At 38.9% G+C, this 25,816-nt stretch carries 13 protein-coding genes and 1 pseudogene; 1 reads left to right on the top strand and 13 read right to left on the bottom strand.

The genetic code is table 11. From position 1 onward, the window contains the following. Positions 1 to 23: 23 nt before the first annotated feature. From Q5760_RS10305 to Q5760_RS10275, 7 genes and pseudogenes are all read right to left on the bottom strand, one after another. Entirely contained in the window at positions 24 to 2,057 is a 2,034-nt protein-coding gene (locus Q5760_RS10305; RefSeq protein WP_428912093.1) for a hydantoinase/oxoprolinase family protein, read from the bottom strand. Between the two features lie 95 nt (positions 2,058 to 2,152). Next, entirely contained in the window at positions 2,153 to 3,673 is a 1,521-nt protein-coding gene (locus tag Q5760_RS10300; RefSeq protein ID WP_428912092.1) for an NCS1 family transporter, read from the bottom strand. Between the two features lie 101 nt (positions 3,674 to 3,774). Next, positions 3,775 to 5,247 (bottom strand): alpha-ketoglutaric semialdehyde dehydrogenase GucD, encoded by a 1,473-nt coding sequence (gene gucD / locus Q5760_RS10295; protein ID WP_428912091.1) that lies wholly within the window; start codon positions 5,245 to 5,247, stop codon positions 3,775 to 3,777. Between the two features lie 281 nt (positions 5,248 to 5,528). Further along, on the bottom strand, positions 5,529 to 6,662 hold the full coding sequence (gene ald, locus Q5760_RS10290; RefSeq protein ID WP_428912090.1) for an alanine dehydrogenase: 1,134 nt from the start codon (positions 6,660 to 6,662) through the stop codon (positions 5,529 to 5,531). A gap of 29 nt (positions 6,663 to 6,691) precedes the next feature. After that, positions 6,692 to 8,074: an aspartate aminotransferase family protein gene (locus Q5760_RS10285; protein WP_428912089.1), complete on the bottom strand. Its 1,383-nt coding sequence runs from the start codon at positions 8,072 to 8,074 to the stop codon at positions 6,692 to 6,694. 448 nt (positions 8,075 to 8,522) lie between these two features. Then, positions 8,523 to 8,952 (bottom strand): annotated as a pseudogene (locus Q5760_RS10280) (DDE-type integrase/transposase/recombinase); the annotation flags it as partial. Between the two features lie 40 nt (positions 8,953 to 8,992). Continuing rightward, positions 8,993 to 9,205 (bottom strand): hypothetical protein, encoded by a 213-nt coding sequence (locus Q5760_RS10275; protein ID WP_428912088.1) that lies wholly within the window; start codon positions 9,203 to 9,205, stop codon positions 8,993 to 8,995. 149 nt (positions 9,206 to 9,354) lie between these two features. On the opposite strand from Q5760_RS10275, the gene Q5760_RS10270 reads away from it, so the two are divergent. After that, the gene (locus tag Q5760_RS10270) at positions 9,355 to 10,773 is read left to right on the top strand and encodes a sigma-54 interaction domain-containing protein (protein ID WP_428912087.1); all 1,419 of its coding nucleotides are present in this window, start codon (positions 9,355 to 9,357) and stop codon (positions 10,771 to 10,773) included. A 253-nt stretch (positions 10,774 to 11,026) separates the two neighbouring features. Here the strand turns inward: Q5760_RS10270 and Q5760_RS10265 are convergent, their stop codons facing one another. From Q5760_RS10265 to Q5760_RS10240, 6 genes are all read right to left on the bottom strand, one after another. Further along, entirely contained in the window at positions 11,027 to 12,331 is a 1,305-nt protein-coding gene (locus Q5760_RS10265) for a (Fe-S)-binding protein (RefSeq protein ID WP_428912086.1), read from the bottom strand. A gap of 1 nt (position 12,332) precedes the next feature. Further along, a complete protein-coding gene (locus Q5760_RS10260) occupies positions 12,333 to 13,676 on the bottom strand; it encodes an FAD-binding oxidoreductase (RefSeq protein ID WP_428912543.1) in 1,344 nt (447 codons plus the stop codon). Between the two features lie 101 nt (positions 13,677 to 13,777). Then, positions 13,778 to 14,479, bottom strand: a complete 702-nt coding sequence (locus Q5760_RS10255; RefSeq protein WP_428912085.1) for a FadR/GntR family transcriptional regulator — start codon at positions 14,477 to 14,479, stop codon at positions 13,778 to 13,780. A 271-nt stretch (positions 14,480 to 14,750) separates the two neighbouring features. Next, the gene (locus Q5760_RS10250) at positions 14,751 to 20,186 is read right to left on the bottom strand and encodes an ATP-binding protein (protein ID WP_428912084.1); all 5,436 of its coding nucleotides are present in this window, start codon (positions 20,184 to 20,186) and stop codon (positions 14,751 to 14,753) included. Between the two features lie 4 nt (positions 20,187 to 20,190). Beyond that, positions 20,191 to 21,753, bottom strand: coding sequence for a hypothetical protein (locus Q5760_RS10245; RefSeq protein WP_428912083.1), 1,563 nt, complete (start codon positions 21,751 to 21,753; stop codon positions 20,191 to 20,193). Further along, positions 21,728 to 25,816 carry a protein kinase domain-containing protein gene (locus tag Q5760_RS10240; protein ID WP_428912082.1) on the bottom strand — a complete coding sequence of 1,363 codons (4,089 nt, stop codon included), beginning with the start codon at positions 25,814 to 25,816 and terminating at the stop codon, positions 21,728 to 21,730. Before Q5760_RS10240 ends, Q5760_RS10245 begins: the two co-directional genes overlap by 26 nt.

The following is a 25,816-nucleotide window of genomic DNA, read 5'->3' as shown; positions in this document are numbered from 1 at the left end:
TTTGCAACACTCCTTTAGTTTAATTATTTTTGATAGGTCATAATAATGTTTTTATACTCATCCACTTCAGCTGTAAATTGTGGTGGAATCACAACGGTGGAGTCTAACTGATCGAGTATGGCTGGTCCTTGGAGCATAGATAAAGCTGGTATTTTCTTACGGTCATAAATTGGAGTATCTACAAAACCGCCAACTTCCTCGAAAAATACTTGGCGATAACTCTTTAAAGAATCTTCTAAACTACCTACTGGGCTTTCCTTCACCATTTCTGGTTTTGGTACAACTCCAACTGCTTCCACACGTAATCCATAAATCTCGACTTTTTGATCCGGATTAGAGAATGCATAAGCCCTCTCATGTTCTTGATGGAAAGTGTTAATCGCAGCTTCAAATGAATCGATCGGTCTGCCAATCGGTGTCGATAAAGTTCTCCATTGTCCCGTATATCTCATTTCAATGTATCGAACTAAATTCATATGCTCTTCTGCAATACCTTCTTGTCTTAACAGATTGGTAGCTTCTAATTCTAAGGACATAAATTCACGTTCTAGTTCATTTCCATCCGTATCTTCTATGTTTTTAACAAATGTTTTTGATACGTCATGCCTTACGTCAACTAATAAGCATCCCATTGCTGCTGCCACACCTGGGTGAGCAGGTACGATCACATTCGGGATATCAATTTCCTTTGCTAAATATGCACTATGTAGAGCACCTGCTCCTCCAAACGCAACCAGAGCAAAATCGCGAGGATCATAACCCTTTCGAACAGAAATTAATCGTAAGGCATCACACATATTCGCATTCGCTACTTTTAAAATTGCGTCTGCTGCTGCTTCATCGGAATATCCGAATTGTTCACCGATCTTTCGAACTGCTTTTCTAGAAGCTTCTAAATCTAACAACATCTGACCGTCGAGTAACTCTGTACTTAATCGGCCAAGTACTAAGTTTGCATCTGTATTTGTAGGTTCTTCTCCACCACGTCGATAACAAGCGGGGCCAGGATCAGCACCAGCACTTTGAGGGCCATTTCGCAAACTCCTTCCTTCATCGATCCATGCTAAACTCCCACCTCCTGCACCAATGGTGAGAATTTCAATACTTGGAAATCCAATTGGATACCCGTATTCTATTGACCAATCTTTCGTAATTTTTAATTGACCATCGTAAACAAGTGAAATATCAGTGCTTGTCCCACCCATATCAAGTCCAATTGCGTTTTTAAATCCACATAGATTAGCGATATATTTACTTGCTATTGCACCCGCGGCGATACCAGAACTAGCAAGACGCGCAGCATATTTTGGTACGGTTTCTGAAGTCATCACTCCGCCTCCAGAGTGCAGGACTAAAATATCCCCATCATACCCTTTTCCCTTAATTTTCTGTTCTAAAGAATGGATATAATGACTTACTTTTGGTCCCAAAACGGCATTAATAATCGTTGTACTCATTCTTTCATGTTCAAATATTTCTGGCAGAATACTACTAGACGAACAAATATAAACACTTGGTAGTTCTTCTTTTAAAATTTTAAATGTTTTTTCTTCGTTAGAGCCATTCACATAAGAGTTCATGAAACAAATGGCGATGGATTCAACATTACGCTTCTTTAACTTTTGTGCTAAAGCACGAATTTCCTCTTCCTGTACTTCTATTAATACATTTCCTGCGTAGTCAACTCGCTCCGTTAATTCAAAACGATCTCTTCTTTTAATATAGGGGGGAGCCACATCTTGATAAGCATCCCAAAGATCTTGCTTTGTGCCACGACGAATTTCGGGAACGTCACGAAATCCTTTCGTTGTAATAAGGGCTGTTTTAGGTAGTTTCCTTTCGATTAATGCATTAGTTCCAACCGTTGTCCCATGCGAAAACATGGAGATATCTTGACCAGAGATATTGGCTTTTTCAATACCATTTAATATTCCAATCTCTGGATTCGATGGTGTAGATGAGGTTTTTGTAACGGAGATTCCACCCGTTTTTTCATCAAAAACAAATACATCTGTAAAAGTTCCTCCAACATCAACAGCTACCCTGTAATTACTCATAGTTTTCCTCCTTTTGATATTTTAATTATTTTGAAAATTCACGGTATACTTCACATATACCGTGAGTCGCACACATAATTAACAAAGCTACTAGTTTATACGTCTTCAATATGATGAGGTGTAATTGATGAACCTATCCCCTTTTTATCTAGTGTTGTTCTATTACGATTAAAAGAAGGAACAATTGCATTTTGTTCTTCATTTAATACCCAATCTGTACCATTTGTCACACCTAAAAGTCGATCAGGATAATTTTCCTCAATTTCTGCTTGTTTGTATTTAATAAACCACCATTTTTTTGCTAAGAAATAGTAGGCAATAAAACTCACAACAAATCCAACTAGGAAGGCATAAGAACTAAACACAGAGGCGACGGCCATTCCCAGGATGAGAGAGATGATTCCTGCCAGATTCCAACCATGAGCATATGCAAATTGTCCATTCTTTTTATAAAGTTCAGGTATATTCAATCTGCGTTTTCTTAATAAATAATAATCTGAAAATAATATTCCTACAATCGCTGAGTATACAGAGCTCATTACATTTAGAAAATCTGTCAATACCTCCATTAAAGCCCATGGTTGTATAACAGACCCTACAATGGCAGTCAAGATAACCCCGCCTACATATCCAATTTTCGGAAAGACCTCAGCAAAGACAGTAGCTGGCGTTAATAGATTCGATGCAGCGTTTGTTGACCATTGGGCAAACACAACCATGACTAGTAACACAATTAATATGATTCCTGATGCTGTTGATTGAATTGCCTCAACTGGATTCCAGTTGTTAACCGCAATCATAGCAACCCCACCAATCACAATCATGGCGGATTGAGTAAGTGGCAATGCAACTAAATGTCCTAATAGTGTATTTTTATTACGTTTAAACCAACTTTTCTCGAATTGTTGGGTTTTAACATATCTTGTTAGATTTTGAGAATCGGATGCAGCTGTAGACCAAAAAGCCATATTCACAAAGAATAAAATAATAAATGTATTCCAAACAAAACCAGAGCTCTCTGAGCCTAATACTGTATTCCATACATTATTACCCGCCGCTGAAGCTACACCTTCAAGTCTAAAATACATCCAAACTGAAATAATGATAATACAAGGTGCTGCAATACTAGAAAACCTTTCTATTGCTTTGAAACCAAAGGCTGTATTAATTACCTGTGCAATAGTAAAGACAATATACCAAAATAACCAATTATCAAAACCGAAGAAATTCATGAAAATATAGTTGATTGCTAGAGCTCCAAAGTATGTTTGGATCCCAAACCAAAAAGCTCCTAGAACTGCTCTAATTAACATTGGAATATAGGAGCCTATCACACCAAAAGGCGCACGCATATAAACGGGAAAGTTAATTCCATGCTCAATTCCAATATCACCAGTAATGGATATAAATGCTCCAAGTACGATATTGGCTAATAAACAAGCCAGTAATACCCATCCTAATTTCATGTCCTGCACACCGTCTCCACCAAGAGCGAATGTAGCAATAATGACTGCAATTCCGACCCAAACAAATGAATAACCAAGTAATCCTACATTCCGCCCAGCGAAAGCAATCGGAATATTATCCTTCTTGATTAAATTGTTTCGTTTCTGCATTAATCAACCACCTCGGAAACTTTTGGATTTGTCTTCTCATTTCAACCAGTAAGATTCAAAAGATGAAATAGCAAATACAATAACCATTAAAACGTCACGAATTAACCATTTGAAGGAACAGGTGTAATTGTAATCGTTTTCATTGTTGTATAAAACTCCTTAGCAGCTTGACCTTGTTCTCTTGATTGTGAACTTGAATCTTTCATACCCCCGAATGGAGCTTGTGGCTCAGCGCCTCCTGTCTCCCCATTAATTTGAACAAGTCCTGTCTCTATGTCGTTAATAAATGTAAAAGCTCGTGTAATATCATTCGTAAAAATAGAAGCACTTAGTCCATATTTCGTATCATTCGCCATTTCAATTGCTTCTTCTATGCTATTTATTTTCATTAACGCAAGAACGGGACCAAATATTTCTTCTTTAGCTATCGTCATATCCTGAGTCACATTTTCAAAAATCGTTGGTGGAACAAAATACCCTTTTTCGAGATCTCCCTTTAATGACTCCCCTCCACAAAGTAGGGTAGCCCCCTCTTCTAAACCTTTCTCTATATAACCAACAACTGTGTTCATTTGTTGCTTTGAGGCAAGCGGTCCGAAATCAACATTTTGATCAAAACCGTTCCCCACTTTTAATAGCGATGCCTTTTGAAGGACTATTTTTTTAAATTCGTCATATATCGATTCATGGATATAAGCGCGACTAGTTGCTGTACATCTTTGACCTGTTTGTTTCATCGCTCCTTGTACAGTTAGCTCTGCCGCATGCTCTAAGTCAGCATCATCCATAATTATAACTGGATTTTTACCGCCCATTTCTAACTGAAATTTTGCACCGTGTTTTAAAGCGCTAGCGGCAACCTGATTTCCAACAGAATTCGATCCAGTAAACGAAATAGCTTGAACATCAGGATGGTCTGATAACCCTTGGCCAATTACGCTTCCTCTACCATTTACTAAGTTTACTACTCCAGCTGGAAAACCTGCATCATGAAATGCTTGAATGATTTTAGCTGCTGTAATTCCGGTTTCTGACGCTGGTTTAAAAACAATTGTATTTCCGTAAATTAATGCAGGTGCCATTTTCCATATTGGAATCGCAATCGGAAAATTCCAAGGAGATATTATTCCGACAACTCCTACTGGTACACGTTTTGTAATTAATAGATTTGACTTATGACTTGATGGGAGCACTTCACCCATTTGTCTCATACCTTCTTGAGCATAATAACGGAGAATGGCTACTCCTCTTAGCACTTCACCCTTTGTATCTCGGAAAATTTTCCCCATTTCCTTTGTTGCGATCTCTGCTATTTCGTCCGCTCTTTCTTCCAAAATATCCGCTGTCTTATGGAGAAAGTTTCCTCTATCCACTGAAGAAATGTTTTTCCAAATTTGTAACGTTTCTTTTGCAATCGCAACTGCTTCCTCTAAATCTTCTAAATTAGAGGCTTGCACTCTTCCAACCACTTCATCTCTATTAGCTGGATTAAAAACTTCAATAGTAGAGCCGCTTCTTGAAGGTTGCCATTTTCCGTTTACAAAATTTAAATACTCATTATTGTTAGTTAACATATATTCTGATTCTCCTAACTTTTAGTATTCTATTAATTCATATCATGTTCGTGTATAGAAATATTTTTTTAAAAAAAGATATCATTTTTATAATATTCTGTTATTTTTGTTTATTGTACTAATAACTAATGACATCGACAAGGTAGCTTCTTATATTTTTTACATATTAATAAATCAAAGCTATTAATTTAGCAAGTCAAGATGCAAATAATCAAATGTTAATTGCATCTTGACTACCAGCAATAATCTAATTGTACGAACCAAGATTACTTATTGTTTTTTTATCCATTAGTCACTTTTTGCTTAACAATTTCCTGAATGGGCGTACACTCATAATGAAGACTTTTCGCAACAGCAGGGCAAGTTATATAGCCATTAGCTACGTTAACTCCTTTCGAAATCGAAAGGTTTTCGGTTATCGCTTTTTCAAACCCTTTATTACAAATTTCTAATGCATAAGGTATCGTTACATTTGTCAGGGCTACAGTTGAAGTTCTGGGTACTGCCCCTGGCATATTTGCAACAGCATAGTGTAAGACACCATATTTTTCAAAGGTCGGGTGATCATGAGTGGTAATACGATCTACTGTTTCAAAAATGCCACCTTGATCTACCGCCACATCTACAATGACTGAGCCAGGCTTCATTTCTTTTACCATTTCTTTTGTGACAAGTTTTGGTGCTTTCGATCCTGGTATTAAAACGGCTCCAATGACTAGATCAGCTTCTTTCACTGCATGCGCAATATTATAGTGATTGGATTTTAGGGTTTGGATATGATTCCCAAAAATATCATCAAGCTGTCTAAGTCGTTCAGAACTAAGATCTAATATTGTAACTTGAGCACCTAAGCCCACTGCCATTTTGGCCGCATTAGTTCCCACCACACCACCGCCAATGATTGTAACTTTGCCTCGTGCTACACCTGGAACACCTGCTAATAGAATACCTAATCCACCATTTGTTTTTTGTAAAAATTGTGTCCCGATTTGCGTTGCCATCCGACCTGCTACTTCACTCATAGGCGTTAAGAGAGGCAGAGTATTGTTCTTTTCGACAGTCTCATATCCGATAGCAATAACTCCCTTATTAACTAATGCCTCTGTTAGCTCAGGCTCTGCAGCCAAGTGTAGGTAAGTAAAAAGGATCAGATTTTGTCTAAAATACTCATACTCGGATGGTAAGGGTTCTTTTACTTTTAATATCATATGGACATTATCCCAAACATCTTTTGCTTTTTCTGAAACGATGGCACCAGCTTCAATATATTCTTCATCCTGGAAACCACTTCCTTTACCTGCTCCAGTTTCGATGATCACTTGGTGACCAGCCTTCTTTAAAATGGCTACCCCAGCAGGTGTTATGGCCACACGGTTTTCATTATTTTTTATTTCTCTTGGTACCCCGACAATCACGTGCTTCTCACCCCATTTTTTTATTGATACTATAGAGTCTTCTCTATGGCTTTAATCGCATCAGAAAAAATCGAAATCATGGTTTCAATCTGATTTTTTGTTATCACTAATGGTGGCGACATGGCAATGACATTTCTTCCACCATATGTCACTGGGCGAACAATTAATTTACGTTTAAAACATTCTTCTACGAAATTAGGTGCAACCATTTTCTCAGGTGCAAACTGAATGCCATTTTCTCTATCTTTCAACAATTCAAATGCTGCTAATAATCCTTTTGTTCTAGACTTTCCAACTATTGAATGCTTCTCTTCCAGGTATTTAAAGCCTTCTGCGAAAACACTTTCCATCTTTTTTGTATGGTCAACTAAGTTTTCTGTTTCAATAATCTCAAGATTCTTTAAGGCTACTGCACAAGCCGTTGGGTGGCCGCTATAAGTAAAACCATGGAAAAGAACCCCATCAGAGATTTGTGCAAGTTCATCTCTTAAACGCTCTGTAATCCCAACAGCCCCTAGCTGTATATAGCCACTTGTAATTCCTTTTGCCATTGACATTACATCTGGTACTACATCCCAATTATCAACCCCGAACATTTTGCCTGTTCGTGCAAAACCACAAATAACTTCATCAGCAATCATTAGGATTCCATATTCATCACACAATTGTCGAACCGCCTTTAAGTAACCATCAGGGGGAATATTTATTCCTCCAGCTCCTTGTATCGGTTCCACAATCACTCCTGCAATAGTCTCTACACCTTCTCGCTCAATGATCCCGCGGATACTTCTAGCATAATCCGGGTCATTTTTATCACCCAATTCACAATTGGTTTTATGAGCAGCTGCGTGAAGAAAGTCTGGTGCTTTACCAGGTGCCATATCTTGGAATTGTGAGATACCTGTTGCACTAGATGCAGCAACTGTTACCCCGTGATAACCTTGTTCTAAACCGATAATCTTTTTCTTTTCTGGTTTCCCCTTTAATTTCCAAAAGTGTCTTACTAGTTTAAAGGCAGTATCATTGGATTCTGAACCACCAGAAGTATAAAAGAAGACATTTAAATCACCAGGTGTCATACTAGCAAGTTTTTCAGATAATTGAATCACTGGTTCGTGTGAGAGATTATTAAAAGAAGAACTGTAAGCAAGTCTTCCCATTTGTTGACTAGCTACTTCTCCAAGTTCCCTTCTACCATGACCGATGTTGACATTCCAAAGCGAAGCAAGTGCATCAATATACTGATCTCCATATACATCCGTTAAATAGACACCGTTTCCTTCTGTAAAAATATACTTAGGGCCCTGTTCCTGTTGCTGCTTTAGTGAAGATGTTGGATGTAAATAATGTTTCTTATCTAGTTCCTGTAGTTTTTTAATTTCTTGTTCACCTAATACATTTAATGAATTCATGTTTAGTCCTCCCCTACTTTTTTATTCGTATAATTAATATGCAATTTCCATGCCAACAGCCTTTTGACCTTGTAGTGATAAGTTTCTGAATAATCTTTCCAAAATACATGCAAGTGCACATTGGGCAAAAATGCATTCGCGCATTAAATTGGTAATTTTCTAAATTTACTAAAAACAATCTGTGTGCTATGATTCATATTAAGAGGAATTTCCAGATTGGTAGTGTCAAAAGTTCTATGAAAACTTCCGAGGTGTTTAGCTTACCTTCCATTTATTGGGTTGGAGGCCGACTCAATCGGTATTGACAAACAAGCCATTTAGTTTGTAGTTAACAAGGGCGAAGGGAACATAAGTAGGCATGACAAATAAGCCCTTGATTGGCAAGTTCGGTTTGTCAAGAGTTCGCTTCACCGATTGCTAAATCGATTAAGGGCTCAGCTAAAAAAAATTAGGTTGATCTTTTCCCAGCAATACATTCTAGAGATAACCCAATTAGTTTTGTCCAACGTACTGGCGTTGGAAGTCCTTGTAGTTTTGGGTCACGACAGGAACTTTTTCTTCTAGATTGGCATGTGGGCGTAGAAAGTTAAAGTAAGTCACATACAGTGTTACAAAAAAATAGAACCCTTTTCTGATTCGAAGCCATGGGTTGAGCGATAATTACCCTTAAATGTACGATTAAGTCTCTCAATTATTTGCTTCAGCGGCCTGTATTCGGTTAAAACAGCATCATCATTTGTAAGACCAATAACTTGTTTCACATCAAATGAAAATGTCATTCTGTGCGAAGAAATGTTGGTCTAAAAGATAGGATTTCCGTCTACTACAGAGGTAAGGTTCTCCAGAATCTCTTTCATCTTTAGTAAGACTTCATCAATGAGGTTTTCCGTGTTTTTCAAGAAACTCATTGAGAAGTATTCAATAGTCGAGTTTTTCTGGTACTACAATGATCGGTAGATCTTCTACATGAAGTTTCCGATTAGGTTTATTAACCGGCTGTTCTGTTGGTTTATCAAACATGTTTTTACCAATTAATAAGGTAAGCAATGATGTACTTATGATCTGATCTAAATAATTTATATCAGTTAATAAAAAGGTTATAATTTGAGGGTACAAAATTGTCACTTCCATTCTAGGTTTTTGGGTGTGTGGTAACCTCAATTATCCTTAGAATTCAGGGGGTGGCTATTTTTTGCTTATAAAGCTCTCTATAAAGACATTCTATAGCTTATTTAATGTAAAAGTTTTGACAATACGTCCAGAGTAGGAGGGGTGAATAAATGGAATCAAGTCTATTACATGACTATGAAATACTAAATAAACAATTAGAAACCATTATTAATTCTTCATTCGACGAAATATTTGTAACTAATGGAAAAGGAACTGTTTTACGTGTAAATCCTGCTAGCGAAGCATTATATGGAAAGACGGCAAAGGATCTTGTCGGAAAAAACGCTGAAGACCTTGCTCAAATCGGATTATATTCACCTACCCTCTATCCTATTATAAAACAGAGAAAAGAAAGAGTATCCATGATTCAAAGAACTAAAAGTGGTCGAACCGTTCACGTAATTGGAAATCCTGTCTTCGATGATAAAGGTGAAATTGAAATTATTATTTTCACCTCAAGGGATCTTACTGAGATTAGAGAACTTCGAGATAAAATGGAACGCACCGAATCTTTACTAGAAAGTTACCAGGAGGAATTGTCACAACTGAGAAAATTCCAAAACAAGGAAACAGAAGATTTTATATCCGTTTCATCCAATATGCGTAACATTGTTAGAATGATTGATAAAATCGCAAAAGTTGATTCTACCGTTCTTGTCACAGGAAAGTCAGGAGTTGGAAAAGGTGTAATTGTAGAAAACATCCATAAGAAAAGCCCTCGAAAGGAAAAACCCCTTATTCACGTAAACTGCGGAGCAATCCCTGAAAACCTCATAGAAACTGAACTATTTGGATATGAGCCAGGTACATTTACGGGTGGGCAAAAACATGGGAAGAGAGGTTTATTTGAAGAGGCCGATGGGGGTACCTTATTTTTAGATGAGATTGGAGAAATGCCACTTAATCTTCAAGTAAAGCTATTAAAAGCTCTACAGGAAAATACGATACAACGAGTTGGCGGGACAAAATCAATTGAAATTGATGTTAGAATTATCGCTGCTACCAATAAAGACCTAGAAAAAATGGTTGATGATGCTACATTTAGAGAGGACCTGTACTATCGCTTAAACGTCATTCCAATTCATATTCCCCCTCTAAGGACAAGACAAGAAGATATACCGTATCTCATCGATCACTTTCTAAACAAGTTTAACTTAAAATACCAATCGAATACCATTTTATCATTAGAGGTAGAAAATGCTTTATGCCATTATGATTGGCCAGGTAATGTAAGGGAGCTTGAAAATCTAATAGAGCGCTTAGTGGTGATGGCAGATGATAAAGAAGTTCAATTAAATGACTTACCACAAAAAATCTCCCGTTTTGGGAATGATCGTTCACAATACTTTGTCCACTTATACGATGTATGTACGTTAAAGCAAGCTCAAGAGGAAGTGGAGGAGCAATTAATTAAACGAGCATACGAAAAATATAAAAGTTCATATAAAGTGGGAGAAATACTTGGAATCAATCAATCAACGGCTTTTAGAAAAATCAAAAAGTATATTAAAAACGAAAGTGTTTATTAAAGTTTCAGTTCAGTACTATTTATTGCAAAATAAAAGTGCAGAGCTTTGCAACATAAAAATGCAGAGTCCTGCACTTTATTTAATGAGTACATAAAAAAAAGACTTGCCAGTCACCCCAAGTCCCACTACATTAATTGTGTCGAGCAATTTAGTAGTGGAGGTAGAAAGGATGCTAGCAATGTCTAATATTAATTGTATCAAACACTTACGTAATAAGATTAGTTAACAACCTTTTTGAAAAATCCAAAGATCTCTATGAGATACCTGCACTTTCTGCCAAATATTCAATGAGATGTAGCGCGCGTGTCGTATGAGAGAGCCCCTCGCGTTCGATTCCGAGTTTCATTTGCATCAGACATCCTGGATTGGTGGTAATAATAACAGATGAATTTGCCTCCTGTGTGTGTTTCATTTTTTCATCAAGAACTTGCATCGAGGCATCATAGTTCACAATATTATAAATACCCGCTGATCCACAGCACATATCGGCTTGTTCCATTTCGATAAATTGTAATCCTGGTATACTTTTTATTAATTCTAAGGGTTCTTTTGTTACTTTCTGGACATTCGTCATATGGCATGAAGGTTGGTACGTCACCCTTTCACCATTTCGGGACTGACGATGGCGTAATCCCCCACATGAAACGAGAACTTGACTAATATCTCTTGATTTTGCGGAGAAAGCAGCTGCCCTTTCTGCCCACTCCGGATCATTTGAGAGTAAATGTCCATACTCATAAAGCATGGCACCACAGCCTCCTGCATTGTTGACAATAAAATCTGCCTTAATTTGTTCGAAAGCAAGGATATTTTGCTTCGCAAGATGACGTGCTTCGGTCATTTCCCCAGCATGCGCTTGTAGTGCACCACAGCATGTTTGGTTAGGAAACACCACTACTTGACAGCCGACCTCTGAAAGCAACTTCATTGATAATTGGTTGATACGGTGAAACATCGCATCCATAATACAACCGGTAAAAAAGGCAACGGTATATTTGGCTTGCCCTTTTGCTTTTATTTCCGTAGGTGCTTGGCCTCTTTCCAAAGGAGAAACAGCAGACGGTATTGCTTTTTCAAAAGTACCCAAATGATAAGGAAGTTTTTTCATGATTCCAGACTTTTGTGCAACTTTTTTTAAGCCGCTTTTTTCGTATATCCAAATAGAATGACCCGTGAAATTCATCATTTTACTGCTTGGAACTACTTTTTTCAATAAAGCTTTGCGTAGGAGTCGTACTGGGACAGAAAAAGTTCTGCGTTTTACTAATGCTTCACGTGTAGCCTCAAGGATTGAGCCATATTCAACGCCTGTGGGACAGGCTGTTTCACAAGCCCTGCAGCCTAAACATAAATTGAACGGTTCTTCAAGAACAGTTAAATCTGTAATTTTACCTTCCCCGACCATCTTTACAAGATTAATTCTCCCTCGAGGTGAATGAGTTTCTTTACCAAATGTCGTATAGGTTGGACATACAGGCAAACAGTATCCACATTGAACACATTGATTGGTTTTGTCGTATTGAAGTTCTTCTCGTAATTCTGTAAGTGATCCCTTCACTTTACCTCAACTCCAATTTCTGTCCTGGTTCCGGGAATATTTTCCCTGGATTCATGATATTGTTCGGGTCCCAAACCTTTTTAATTCGTTTCATCATATCAAGACCAACTGCCCCTAGTTCCATTTCCATAAACGGAGCTTTCATCGTTCCGATTCCATGTTCACCTGAAAGTGTTCCCCCAAGTTCCACAGCTGTGGTGAATATTTCCGCAACTGCTTGTTCAACACGGTCCATTTCTTCTAAATCATTTTTATCACATATAATATTTGGATGAAGATTTCCATCTCCTGCATGACCAAACACCACTAGATGAATCCCATATCGATCTCGTATCTCTTGCAACCTTTTGCACATTTCAGGTATTTTGCTACGTGGAACTGTAGCATCCTCAGAGATTTTTGTCGGCTTAATCCGTACAATTGCTGGTGATACTAGCTTACGTGCTTTCCAAAGTTCAGCCTCTTCCCCTTTATTCCTCGGGATGCGCACTTCTCGTGCTCCCACCGTCTGACACATTAAAGCCGCTTGTTCCATTTCCTCTTTTAATGAAAGTGGGTGACCATCAAATTCTATTAAAATGAGTGCAGCTGCATCAACGGGTAATCCAAGAGGTTCGAATTGCTCAACTGCCACAATAGATGCTTGGTCCATCAACTCCATTTTCGATGGTAAGATACCAGACGAAAGGATTTTTGAAATCGCACTACCTGCATCCACAAGGGACTCAAAAATAGCCATGATGGTTCCAGAGGCTTGAGGCTTGGGTATAAGTCTTAATATTGCTTTCGTGATAATACCAAGTGTCCCTTCAGATCCAACCACTAGTTTTGTTAAATCATAACCAGTCACATTCTTTACGGTTCTGCCACCAGTATGGATAATTTCTCCTTCGGGCGTAATGACTTCAAGACCAATTACATAATCTTTCGTTACTCCATATTTCAGTCCTTTTGGACCACCGGAATTCTCCGCCAAATTTCCACCAATCGTAGAAACATGGGAACTACTCGGATCGGGCGGATACATAAGCCCTTTTTGTTTAGCGGCTTTATGAATCTCAGACGTCAATATACCTGGAGAAACAATTGCTACGAGATCCTCTTCATGAATTTCAAGAATATGATTCATGACAGATAAATCGAAAACCATGCCTCCTTTAACCGGAAGTGGTCCTCCACTTAAACTAGTTGCTTGACCCCGCGGATAGATTGGAATCTTTTCACGGTTAGCCAATTTCACTAGTGCCGCTAGTTCTTCTACACTTTTGGTTTGAATGATGATATCGGGCAAATAAGTTCCAAAGGAACCATCAAAGGAATAACTAAATCGATCACTTTCATCCATCAAGACTCTGCCTGTTTTTACAATATCTTGTATTTCTTGAATATGTCGGTCATTTACTGCTTTCAATCCATCCACTCCTTACTATCTCTATCTCCATATCATTAGTAATCTTTTAAAAATAGACTTAATTTCTCTTCTGCATTTCTTAAATGAATTTGAGATAAGAGTTTTGCCAAATCAGGCTCTTCTGCCTCAATTGCCAGTAGGATATCCAAATGTTCTTTATAGACAGCTTTCCGCTTTATTTCTAATTCCATATTTGGACGGAGAGTAATTTGTAATGTTTTTTCATAAAGGGAAGCAAGATTTACTTGAGTTTGGATCATAATTGGATTTTGAGTCGCCTCTATGATCGCGCGATGAAACGCTATATCTTCCTCTCTTGCAGATGACGCTTTTTCGATCGACTCATTTTCCATGCTTTTCACTATTTTTTTCATATTTTCAATTTGTTTTGAGGTACGTCGAAGAGCAGCTAAATAAGCTGCCTCAGGCTCTAAAATTTTCCTCATTTCAAATAGATACTTAATATTTTCAATATCATCATTTTCAACACGTATCTGATGGAGCCGTGTTGAATTTGTAGATTCTTCTACATAACTTCCTCCGCCTTGACGTGAATAAATGACCCCCGCAGCGCGCAACATACTTAGGGCTTCACGGATTGGCATTCTACTAACTCCGAATTGAGACGATAATTGCATTTCAGTCGGAAGCTTGGAACCAGGTGGAAGTTCTCCCGTTTTTATTAAATTTAGCAATTCACGAGCAATTGTCTGTGAAACCTTTTCCTTTTGAGACACAGTTGTCATTCCCCATTCAAACAAATTTGTATAATAAGTTGATAAATGTATTACAAGTTATTATATTTTTCTGAATTTTACAAGTATTATGTGACTAATAATAAACAATTTCATTAAATATTGCAATAGTTGTTATACAAGTTTTGTATTACAAATTTAGACATTTGCTGTTTTTTGTGAAAATGAATGAGAAACGTTAGAACCATCTCCCTACTTCCTGAATACAAAAAAGACAGCCACCTCATTTAAATGAGATGACTGCCCTTCCCTTTTATTCCGTAGCCCTCTTCGTAGCCCCACCATGCAACGTGATCCTTGGTCTTAACAACACCTTTTGCGGTTCTTTCTCAAACATGGAATGAGTCGACTTGCTAGCCCAAATATAGGCTTCTCCCGCTTTTAGTTGATTTAGCTTGGCTGGTGTTAACTCTGCCGTAGCGGTTAATGTTTTTTGAATATGTTTTAACCACAGTGGTGCATTAAATTTATGCAGCACGACGAGGTTCGATAATTCGATAATTTCATTTGGCACGGAAGGAGGATTTTGCGATGCGATAATCATTGACACTCCTTTATGGCGCATTTCTCGAATCACTTCGACGACGTTTTTCATTAACGCTGGATCGTTCATGTATTTGTGTGCTTCATCAAAGACGATCATTTTGTTAAAGGAACGGTCCTCATACTTCACATCAGAGAAAATCCGTAGAAGAACCATAAACAGACCCAGTGCCTCGTTTTCTTCAATAAATTCATCACGAATATCGACAATTACGACTTTCCCTGGTTTTAAGGTTTCGCCGATCCGAATGCCATCATTAATATAATCTTCCACGAACCCTAGTCTTCTTTCAAGCAACTTTCGTGAACGATCATCAAAATCTTCTTCTTCAATGCCACGACGAATATTGGACAGGGTTAAATTTCTTCGATAGACACGAAGAACGGATTTTAACTGTCGTAAATACATGGCTGAATTTCCCTCTGAATTCATAAGGAATTGCCAATCCTCTACATTTAATTCATCTGTACTGAATTGAAGTGGCAGCACTTCAATACTTGGAAAATCTCGTTTTCGATCTTCCACACGATCGACTGGCGTGATGATCACTATATCCTCGATCCCTTCAGGCTCAATGCCATATTCGGCACGCAGCTTTTCCACTTCACGCTCATTTTGATTTGGTTCTCGGATCGAAGTGAACTCCGGTTCGTAAGCATCGGAACGACTATAGTGGAAGACGACACTTCCTAATGGAGCTGGAAGACTGTTCGCATTAGCAAAATGCTTGGTCGCCATTTCTAAAATCGAACCAACCGTATAACTTTTTCCACTTCCTTGAACCCCAAACAAACTAATCGTTAACGTTCCATCCAAATCGATCCCAATCGTATCGCCATTTGCAGCTAATTTTCCAAGTATTCCATACTGATTACTGATCGCATGGTCACCAAGAAAGATCGCTGGTGGTGGACAAGTTTGCTCTTCTTCTTCCCTGACTGTTTCTGCCGACTCGGTCGAATCGTTGCCGTCAAGATCCAGATCCGTCCACTCTTCTTGATCACCATCAAGATCATCATCAAGATCAAGATCAAGCTCAATTTCCACACCCGTTTCGTTATCGTTTTCACCATCTAAATCCAGATCGATATCGATCAAATCGTCTTCACCATTTGCACCATCCTGATCAGGAATGTTCTCTTCTCCTCCAGATAGAGGCTCTTCCCCATCCTTTTCAGAATCAGGAGTCTCTGTTTCTTGAACAGCATTCGGTACGAGTTCCGTGAAAAAGAAGGAAGCACGACGTCGGAGTTCTTCTTTCGATAGTTCTCCAAAATATTCGGTGTCTTGATCAAACTCATTTTCAGCACGCTGGAAATAATGTTCTACCTTGTCTTTTCCAATGACATGATAGCCAACTCCTTCTAATGTGCGGCTGTCGATTCCTTGTTGGTCCATGGCGAAGATAAAGGCATGTTTCTTAAAGGTTAACTGATACGGTTGGGTAAAATCATCCAGCTTTAAAAGGAACGATTTATTTTTCAAGTACGCATCACTCGTGACACTTTTAAAGCGATAGGAACGATCAAGATAATAAAATAAGATATTGGCGAGTTCCTTTGCCTGTTGAAGATAAACAGGCTCACTTTTTTCAGCGCTGCTAAATTTTTTCCGCAGCAATTGCTCACTGTTATCGAGCTGTTCCACGATATTATCGCGAAGCTCTGTTGCGCTCACAATATCTCCACCTGGAAGGGTATTTCGCCATTTCACTTCAATTAAGTTAAAGGCAATCTCCTTTTTGGATGGCTCACAGGCTACTGCCAAAATGTCGGTCATTTTTTGACTAGACAATGATTTTCGCTCTTTTACAAACCAACTTTTATGGGCGTCTAATGGGATGACGATCAGTTGGAGATCATCACTTGCTTGGTTAAATTCTCTAAAATACAAACGAGCTAAGGCCATTCCAAGTGCCCCTTTAACTTGTGACGAACTGGATGTCAACTTCATCACAAGTTGGCCAGAGATCGCATTTAAGCTATCAATCACCGCTCGATCAGTATGCTCACCCATATTCAATCCAATTGACTGAGCGACTGGCTTCACCATGTTCTCAATCTCAGAAACCTTATTTGTGGAAACATACACTTGATTGCGCTCCAAGCTTTCGTCAGGAGCAAAGTCAATTAAGTGATAACGATCCCGACCTGAAGCAGGTCGATCCAAGAAATCCACGCCCAAGTATTCATCAATTAGAATCACCCAATCAGACACTTGATGAATATTTTCTAGGTGCTTTTTCAAATCTGCATCCATATTAATCATCAACCCAGGCAAATTCCCAGTCTCGTCGGTTTCATCAAACATCATCAGAGTTGAATAACTCTCAAGCAGTCCTAGCATGGCTTCAGCGTTTTTGTTTCCTGGATAATTCGCTTTAGTCGAGATGAATTTTTTCCAATACGACATCTGGTCATTCCCATTTTTTCCGCCTGTATGGGAAACCAGCTCATAGCTTAAGCCATTAAAATAGGACGAACGATATTGGCTTGCCTCTTGATCGGTGAAGAAACCAACTTCAGCTTTCAACAATTGACTTAGTATCGATAGATTGGCTTCAAATTGAATTGGATCCTTCGTAAAATCACTCGTTAAATGCTTTGAGTACGAAAACACTGGGAACAATGGATTTTGGGCTTCCATCGTAATTCGCTCTTGGAATTCATCAACCATTTTCCCCTCACCGGAGGTCATGATCTCATCGATTGCTTTCCCTAAACTATTCAGCAAGTCCTCGTGATCCGTAAACAATCTCAGATTAATGCGTAGGTCTTGGAAGATTCGATATTTGCTATCTTGGAACGACTTAAACAGTTGTTTAAATAGTGAGAGAATCTCAGTTCCATCATCTGGTTCAAACACATTGATCGTCAAAACGGAAAGATACGGGCGTTTCTCGAGATATTGGAGAATCTTTTCCTTGATCCGCTGATACGGAAACTTGCTTTTACGTTTGTAATTTCGATCAATTTGTAAGACCTCATTAATATGTTCAAGAAATGCATCATCTGTGATTTTGGAAACCGGAACAAATATCCCCCAATTGTTTCCCACCGTATCGACATTCACATACCAGGAATTATGACGATCCTTCACCATGAACGGGTAATAAATACTCGTTTGTTCAGATAAAAGCGTAGAAATATCGCGTAGACGTCGATTCCGTTCGGAAAGTCGAGCTGCTTCATTCGTCCACTTCTCACTGACCTCCTCATATTGTAAAGACCATGCTAATTTTAATGGATGTGAAGGAGTCATGAGATAAAACACGGAACCATCAAACTGGACTTCGATAAGATCCGTCATCCGCAGGCGGTTCATGAGTATGATGCTTTCTTCTGAACTTTGTTCCTGCAGTTCTTCTAGTAATGCTTTATAGGCATCCAGATATTTTTCTGCTTTTTCGACTAAAAAGCTTTCTTCAAAGCTTAAAATTTGTTCCCAATGATAAGGACCTAGATCGGTAACGGCTTTGAAGAACCGTTTTCGTTGCCGAAGAAATCGTTTATAGGCCTCTGAATCATAATCCATTTCATCAAATTGCTGTTCAAATTTCAAAGCAACCGTAAAGTCTTCGCTCGCTGCCTGTTCTTCATGCTTATAGGTTAACGTACCAAGGATCTCTGGATGCTTTAACCACATGCTATGACACTGATGGAGTAAATAGTTGGTCGATAAATGATAGACGGTATTTTGCTGCTTGCTATAAAGCGAGAGCTGTGCCTGCATCGGAACGGGTTGTTCTTCTGCTACTCCCCAGTTTAATTCGAATTCATTCGCATCAAAATGAAAAGGTTCATCTTCTTTCATCGTTGAAATCCGAGCCGCACGAAAGACCTCCTGACTGGATCCGACAATTTCCTTCTTCTCCTCCGGCTCATCCTCTGCTGCCTGTTTTCCTTGAATATAGAAAACTTCTGGGGCCACAGATTCTTTCAGGATAAACCCATCATGGGAAATCGCTTGAATCCCGATCGTATAGCGACCTGGATCAATATCAGAAAGTCGGGAAAGCTGGATAGCCGTCACATTCTGCGTTTGCGCGACTTTATTGGCTGCCTTTTTCTTCGAAGTCGAAATGGTTTGGACAATCGTATAGGCTTCTTCTGCCTCGGCATCAATTAAATGAACATGAACACGCGCCCAATCCTCACATAATGGCGGTGCCGGTTCACTGCGATAATCGATTTTAAAATCCTTTTTCCCGTCCAGTTTCAGCTCTAACCCATTTTGTCCGTGAACAAGGGCAGAGCCTTTGATCTTTTCAATCTTTAACTCCTCTAGATTGTCCATGACCTTTTCAACGCCCCATTGTTGAAAATCAAGCGTTTCCCGTAAGGAATCATTGGTTAATGTTTCTTTCACCCATTGATCAAAGTCGACACGATGAGAATAATTTCTTAACAAGCGTAGAAGCTTCTTCTTTATGTTTTTATCCTTTGTATGTAATTCATCCACGCGGTTTTGAATCGACTTGGTCACATTACGTAGTGTTTCGATCGCCTTAATGTTTTCTAGGATCCGCGTGTTTTGATTGGTTGCTGAAAGAATTTCTTCATCCGGTAAAAGATAAAGATACGGAAGACTGTTCCCGATGCTTTCAGTGGTTCCTTTATTTTCAATAATGGAAAGGTAAAACAGACACCAATCCATGGCACCAGGAAGCTTCCAATTCTTTTCAATCAAATTCGAAATATTATCAAGGGACAGGATTCGATCTTGATCCAACATCACTTGTTCCGCTTCAATCTTTAATCTTTTTTTCATCTCGAGATACACATGATCAAAGGAGATCCATTCAAACGTCGCAATATCAAACGAATCCTCTGCAGCCGTCCGTAAGTTAGGTGGGATGAACAACACAATGACCTTTTGTTCCAGATTACGTCGTTCCACCAGTTTCGTCGCATGAATTTCAAAAGGCTTTTGATGGCGGTTATCATTTGAAGTCAATACATAGGCTTCAAATCGCCCCGCTCCATGTAACAGAATTTCCTCACATGATTTTTCCATGACATGGGGGGAGAGATCGGTTATTTGTGCACAGTGCCCAGGCTCTTTGTTGATGAGCTTTTCTATCAGCTCTGTCGCCACGTAGGAACCAACCTTTTGATCGAGTGCGTTCCGTTCGATTATGTTCATGTAATCAATCCTCCCCTTTTACCTCATATCTTGCAATTAACCATTGAGTATTATAGGCATCACTCAACGCTTGGTAATAACCGATTTCCTGTAATTTATTTGAAAAATAACGTTCATTGCTCCGTAGCGCTTGGTAGGATTCATCATTTTCAAAGCCTGGAATCAGTTGATTGATATAAAACCCATATCTCTCTTGGATCCATTCCATAAACTGATCCAACCGAAGCACTTTTGTTTCATACTGTCCGTTTTTTCCCCGTTTTAACATCCCCAGATGGATCAAGGTATCTAAGAGCTTAGATCCGAGGCTGTATTTTTTATAACGTGACGCCTGCTGGAGAATGCCACTCTCTGTATTTTTGGAAAAAGTAGAAGAAATGAGTCGTTTGTAGAAGTCTAACACATATCCATTGTAGGATTTATTCAGCAACTCAATATATTCTTCAAAGGGTTCTTCCACTTCGTCCACATTCACTGAAACAAATTCAGAGAGATCGGTCATTTTTTTAATAAAATATTCATTTACTCTTTCCCGGATACTTGGATCGTGTTCATTAAAAGTGATGACCTGATCCAACGTATAAGCATTCCGATCCAACAATCCCTCGTCAGTCATAAAATTAATCTTTTTTCTTAAGTAATACAGGGATTCTATTAGCGTCGAAAGCTGTTGCTCATGCAGCAAAACATTTCGACCGGAAATCTGAGCTAATGAATGACTAAAGCCTTGTTTTAGATCGATCTGGAAGACCGGTTTAGAATCCATCAAACCTTCCACATCCATCGTTTTCTTTTCGATCATTTCAGGGAGAAGGCGAGCTACTCGAAGGACATACAAACCTAAATGAAGCATAAAAATTTGACTCAAGGCTTCAAGAATGGACGATCTCGACATGTAATGCTCATAGGATAGAATACGTTCCACATCATCTGCTAGTAAAAGCGCCTGATCCAAACTGACTAATGGATCGATCGTATCGACTTTACTGCCCATTTCATCGATGTCGTTGGCAATATGGTTCGTAATACTCGCCACAAGCCAAGTGGATAGCTCTAAATCATCTGAGTAGATAATCGAATCCGTTTGAGCTTCGTAGTTATAGGCAAGAAAATCCCTCAACTTTTTGATTACAGATGTCTGACCTAAACGATCTCGTTCTTCATCCGCTTTGACCAGTAAATGCCAAATTTGCTCACTCGCCTGATAATCATCGCTATTCTTTTTTTCGGTTGCCTTATAGGCGTTTAAGGATATGGGTAAAAGCGAAACAAATTTTGGATGTTTGTTAGGATGATTCTTATAGAGCATATCGACATAATCATTTTGAATCCATTTTTTCACCAAGGATTGATGTTCAGAAAATCCCTCGAAATCATTCTCATGCTGAAACACAATATCCCAGATTTCATTTAACCGATGGACAGAGGGCTTTGGAGCCCGATGTCCATTAAATTTAATTAACGGTAAAAAGTTGATTAATAACCGGTCCTTTGCAATGGTTTTTGCCTCTATACGGAGAGCTTTTCGTACCGAATATTCCTTATGATTCTTTTCTGTATTCTTCAAGCTGCTCTCCTCCTTCCAGGGCAAATAAACTTAATTTCCCATCTGCTTTTTTCACCTTATAAAGGTCTTTATTTTTTTCAATTAAAACAAGTTCATTATACGTTTGACTTAAGAGCTGGGTTTTAAAAATCGTTAAATTCATAAAACCGCCCCGCAATTCATAAGTGGATGGCACATACCCGTTTTTCACCTTTTGCAAGAGCTCATACAAATCGAGCGTTAAATCAAGCATGATTCGTTTTCCTTGCTCCGAAGAATGATAACGAAGCTGGATCATATCTGGTGAATACTCAATAAATTGGGTTTCCTGACCTAAATCCTGAATCTTCAGGGTGAAATTCTCACGCGGAAAAATTCGTAGACTAATAAAATCAGCGCGATTCCATTTGCTTTCCTTAAGGGCCAATTTATCCTTCGTATAGGCATGATGAACCCCTTCTGACGTTGAAATGGCTTGAAGAACCTCTGATAGCTCTGATTCAGGATTGACCTTGCCCTCCAATAAACGTTTAAACCGTTTTAACGATGGATATGGAAGCAGAATATACGGATCATTATCAAGACTCTCAAAATAATATTTCCGCTTACTGATGGAAACAAAGGCTTTAAAGGCTTCGACTTTATCAACTTCCATCAGCTCCGTTGGCTGTATCGGACGTTGTTGGAACAAGACGTCTAGAAGATCGGTATCCTTTGGGTGGTAGGATAAATCTTTGATCGCATATAGCTCCTGATCGCTGCTACTTTGACTAGCGAGCGTATTTTCAATATGCGGGACAGACACTTCCGAAACATCGACTTTTCCTAATTCCATCATTAATCGATCCACACTATTGCCCATGTTAAAGATCGCGTTATAGTAATAACCGGTTAATAATTTACGACTGTTATCAACGGAAGCATAGCGTCCGAGCTTTTCAATATCACGACAGTTCATCGTTCCATATAAAATATAAGATAAGGATGATCGAATATCTCTCATCGTGATATGTAGCTTCTTCCTGAAATGAACCGTTTCAACCACTTTCCGGATATTTTCTTTAATCTGTGGTCCCACTGCTTCATCCTGTAAGGAGGTTAAATTATAATAAATCGGGCAGATTTCCTTCGATTTACACGTACCACACTGCTCCGTAATTTGTGGATCTGAAAATTTATCAATCAACTTTTCTAAAATAGATGGGGATAGTTCATCCCGTGCTACGACACTTCGCCAATTTAGATTCACCAGTGAAAATTCTGTTTCCTCATTCTCTCTTAAGCGAAGGTAGGACTCAATTCGTTGTAACAGTACTCTATATTTCTCATCATGAGAGCTTAAGAATTCCATTAATCTTCCTTCATTAATCGCAATTAATCGGACTTCTTTACGATCTCCCGATTGTGGAGAGAATGGATTTTCTCCAGCGAACGCATCAAAGAATTCATCCAGCACATCTTCATTCAGTTTATCGCCTTCGTCTTGTGAGCCATCATAGTTGGTGATCAAGCGGATTCCACGGAAATCAATGACCTTTCCATTATCCTTATCTTCAATGAGCTTGCCTTCCTTATCTAGCAGCTGATATTCGAGATTTTGAATAAAAGCCGTTTTTCCGTCCCCGGCATTTCCGGTAATAATCACTAATTGGAAGCTACCGTCTGCGATTTTTTGTAGCAAGGTGTTTTCGAGCTTCGTTTCCACATAGTTGATTTTCGCAAATGGATCTAAGCCGCGAGTCCCTTTATTACTAATGGGACTTTGACTGTAAAGGCTTTGGAAGTGAGGGATTAAATAGTTATCATATTGACTATTGATCTGCTCAGGATATGGCTTGATTGCCGAAAAATCATAGGTTGGCAGCTTCACTTTTATTTCACTGTAATAGGATTCGATCGTATCGAGTGCCTCTAACATTTCCTGTGGTGTTTTAAAGCGGTCATTGTGATAAGGCTGACATGCTTTTTCGACCCACTGGGAAAGAGCTTCAGAAACAGTCGGGCGGAATTCTCTGAGGAGTTTCGGTGAATCTCCCAAATCAGGCATCGAATCCTCAAATGGATATTCCCCGTTACTTAATAACTCATATAAGACAATCCCCAATGAAAATGTATCAAGACTTGGTTTCGCCCCGATTTCATGAACGTCTGGAGCCAGATAACGTGTCGTACCGCCAATAATCGTGCTTTGATCGGCATCTCTACTAATATTAAAGTCAATCAACAGCGTTTTTCCATCACGAACCATAATATTGGCTGGTTTGATATCGGCATGGATAATCGGGATTTCTAGGTTTTGCAAATAGATTAATGCATCCAGTAATTCTCGTGCCCATTTAATCACCTGCAAAATCGAAAAACTGTTTTGTTCATCAAACAATTGCTGCATCGATTTTCCTTCAATATATTCCATTTTCAGCAAATACTGTTGCCCTTGATGAACCGAGTCTACATCATAAACCTTCGCAATATGAGGATGATTAATGGTTCGAAGACGTTGATATTCTTTTCGAACGACATTAATATTACTAATCTGGCTGTTTTTCATGACCTTGATCGCAAAGGTTTCTTCAGTAGGTACATAAAAAGCTTGGTAGACGTTGCTTGTACCGCCCTGTCCAAGGCGTTTCAAAATCTTATACCGCGAATCAATCTCACTGCCAACTTCATAGATTTCAGGTGTTTCCATCACCTGCTTTTCTTCTTGTGAAGGTTCTTCTTCTTTTTGCTCTTCTAACATGTCTAAAATTTCATCCGCAGACTCGTACCATTCTTTCACATGATGGTGACACATCTTGGTGATCACGTTCATTAATTCCTCATCGGCTACCCCTTGAATGGCTGGCAATCTCCCATTTTCACGTTCTGGATTATTTTGATCATTGCCTGCTAAGAGATCATAATAAATCCGTCCAATCGAATAAAGGTCACTAGCCGGGGAAGCCAGATTATGAGAAGTAAGGACTTTTCCCGGTGTATACCGACGATCGAGCCCCTCTGAAAGAGCTTCGGTCATAATCGTTGTCTGACTGGACGGGTCGACTAATCTTGAAAACTCAAAATTTTGCAGGATGACCTGTTCCCGCTGATCCACGAGAATATTACTTGGCGTTAAATTCCGATGGATAATGCCTTCGCGGTGGACTTCGCCTAGTATTTTAACAGTTTTCAAAAACAGATCCTTCACTTTTTCAGTTGAAAGCTGTTTCTCCTCAAGGAAGTATTCCATTAAGGATTTCCCGTCAATCTTTTGGTAAACCACGCAAAAACGACTGTTATCTCCATCTGGAATAAAGGCGGTAATCGGCTTTACGACACCCTTAACGTCATTCATGCCCTCGAGCTTTTTAAAATCATTGCGCAGTAAGTGCATTTGCTTCTCTTGTTCTTCCCTTGAAAGGTAAGGATCCATAAAGAACTCTTTTAACACATATTCCTTATCACTGCCAACATCTTTATTAATGACGATGTACTCGTTATAAAGCTCCGTTTGCTTTTCTAGATAAATTTCCTCGTAATTGTGGAAACGTTTCTTTTTCTCTGGAATCGGTTGAAAGGTTTGCATTTCTTCGAGCACGAGATTCTTTAATTGATCGAATGGAATTCTGATCCTTGATCGATCTGTATGTACACGATCCTGCTGGATATAATGAGAGATCGTTTTTAATGTCGTCATTTTACTGCGACTGTTTCCTTTTACGGCTATCTCCACATCTCGTCCGCTGAAGTTAATCACATCTTCAATCCAGACTTGCCGTAACAACGGGTTTTTACTTTGTAAATAATTCTTTAACACCTTCGCTTGTCGGGACACCTGCTGCAGGGGATTGCTTTCTGTTTTACTGCTTAATACGATGCGGCTATCGTTCCCCTTGATTACTCCATGCCAATACTTGTCTTCAATCACATAAATGGCATGCGGGGCCACAACCACCACATCATATTCAAAAAACTGTCCGTTCCCAGATGGAATTTCGAAATTATGATACACAATATAGTCATTAGAGAGCGTCGATTGAAGCTCTCTAATTAACAAACGCTCTCCTTCTGAAGCAGGCTGTCCAACGCGGTGGACAATGGCCAT

Origin of the sequence: Niallia sp. Kr1 (assembly GCF_050389805.1) — a bacterium.
In the GTDB taxonomy this organism is placed as follows: domain Bacteria; phylum Bacillota; class Bacilli; order Bacillales; family Cytobacillaceae; genus Bacillus_BD.
Note: the sequence above shows the minus strand (reverse complement) of the source record. Positions and strands in the feature narration are given on the sequence as shown.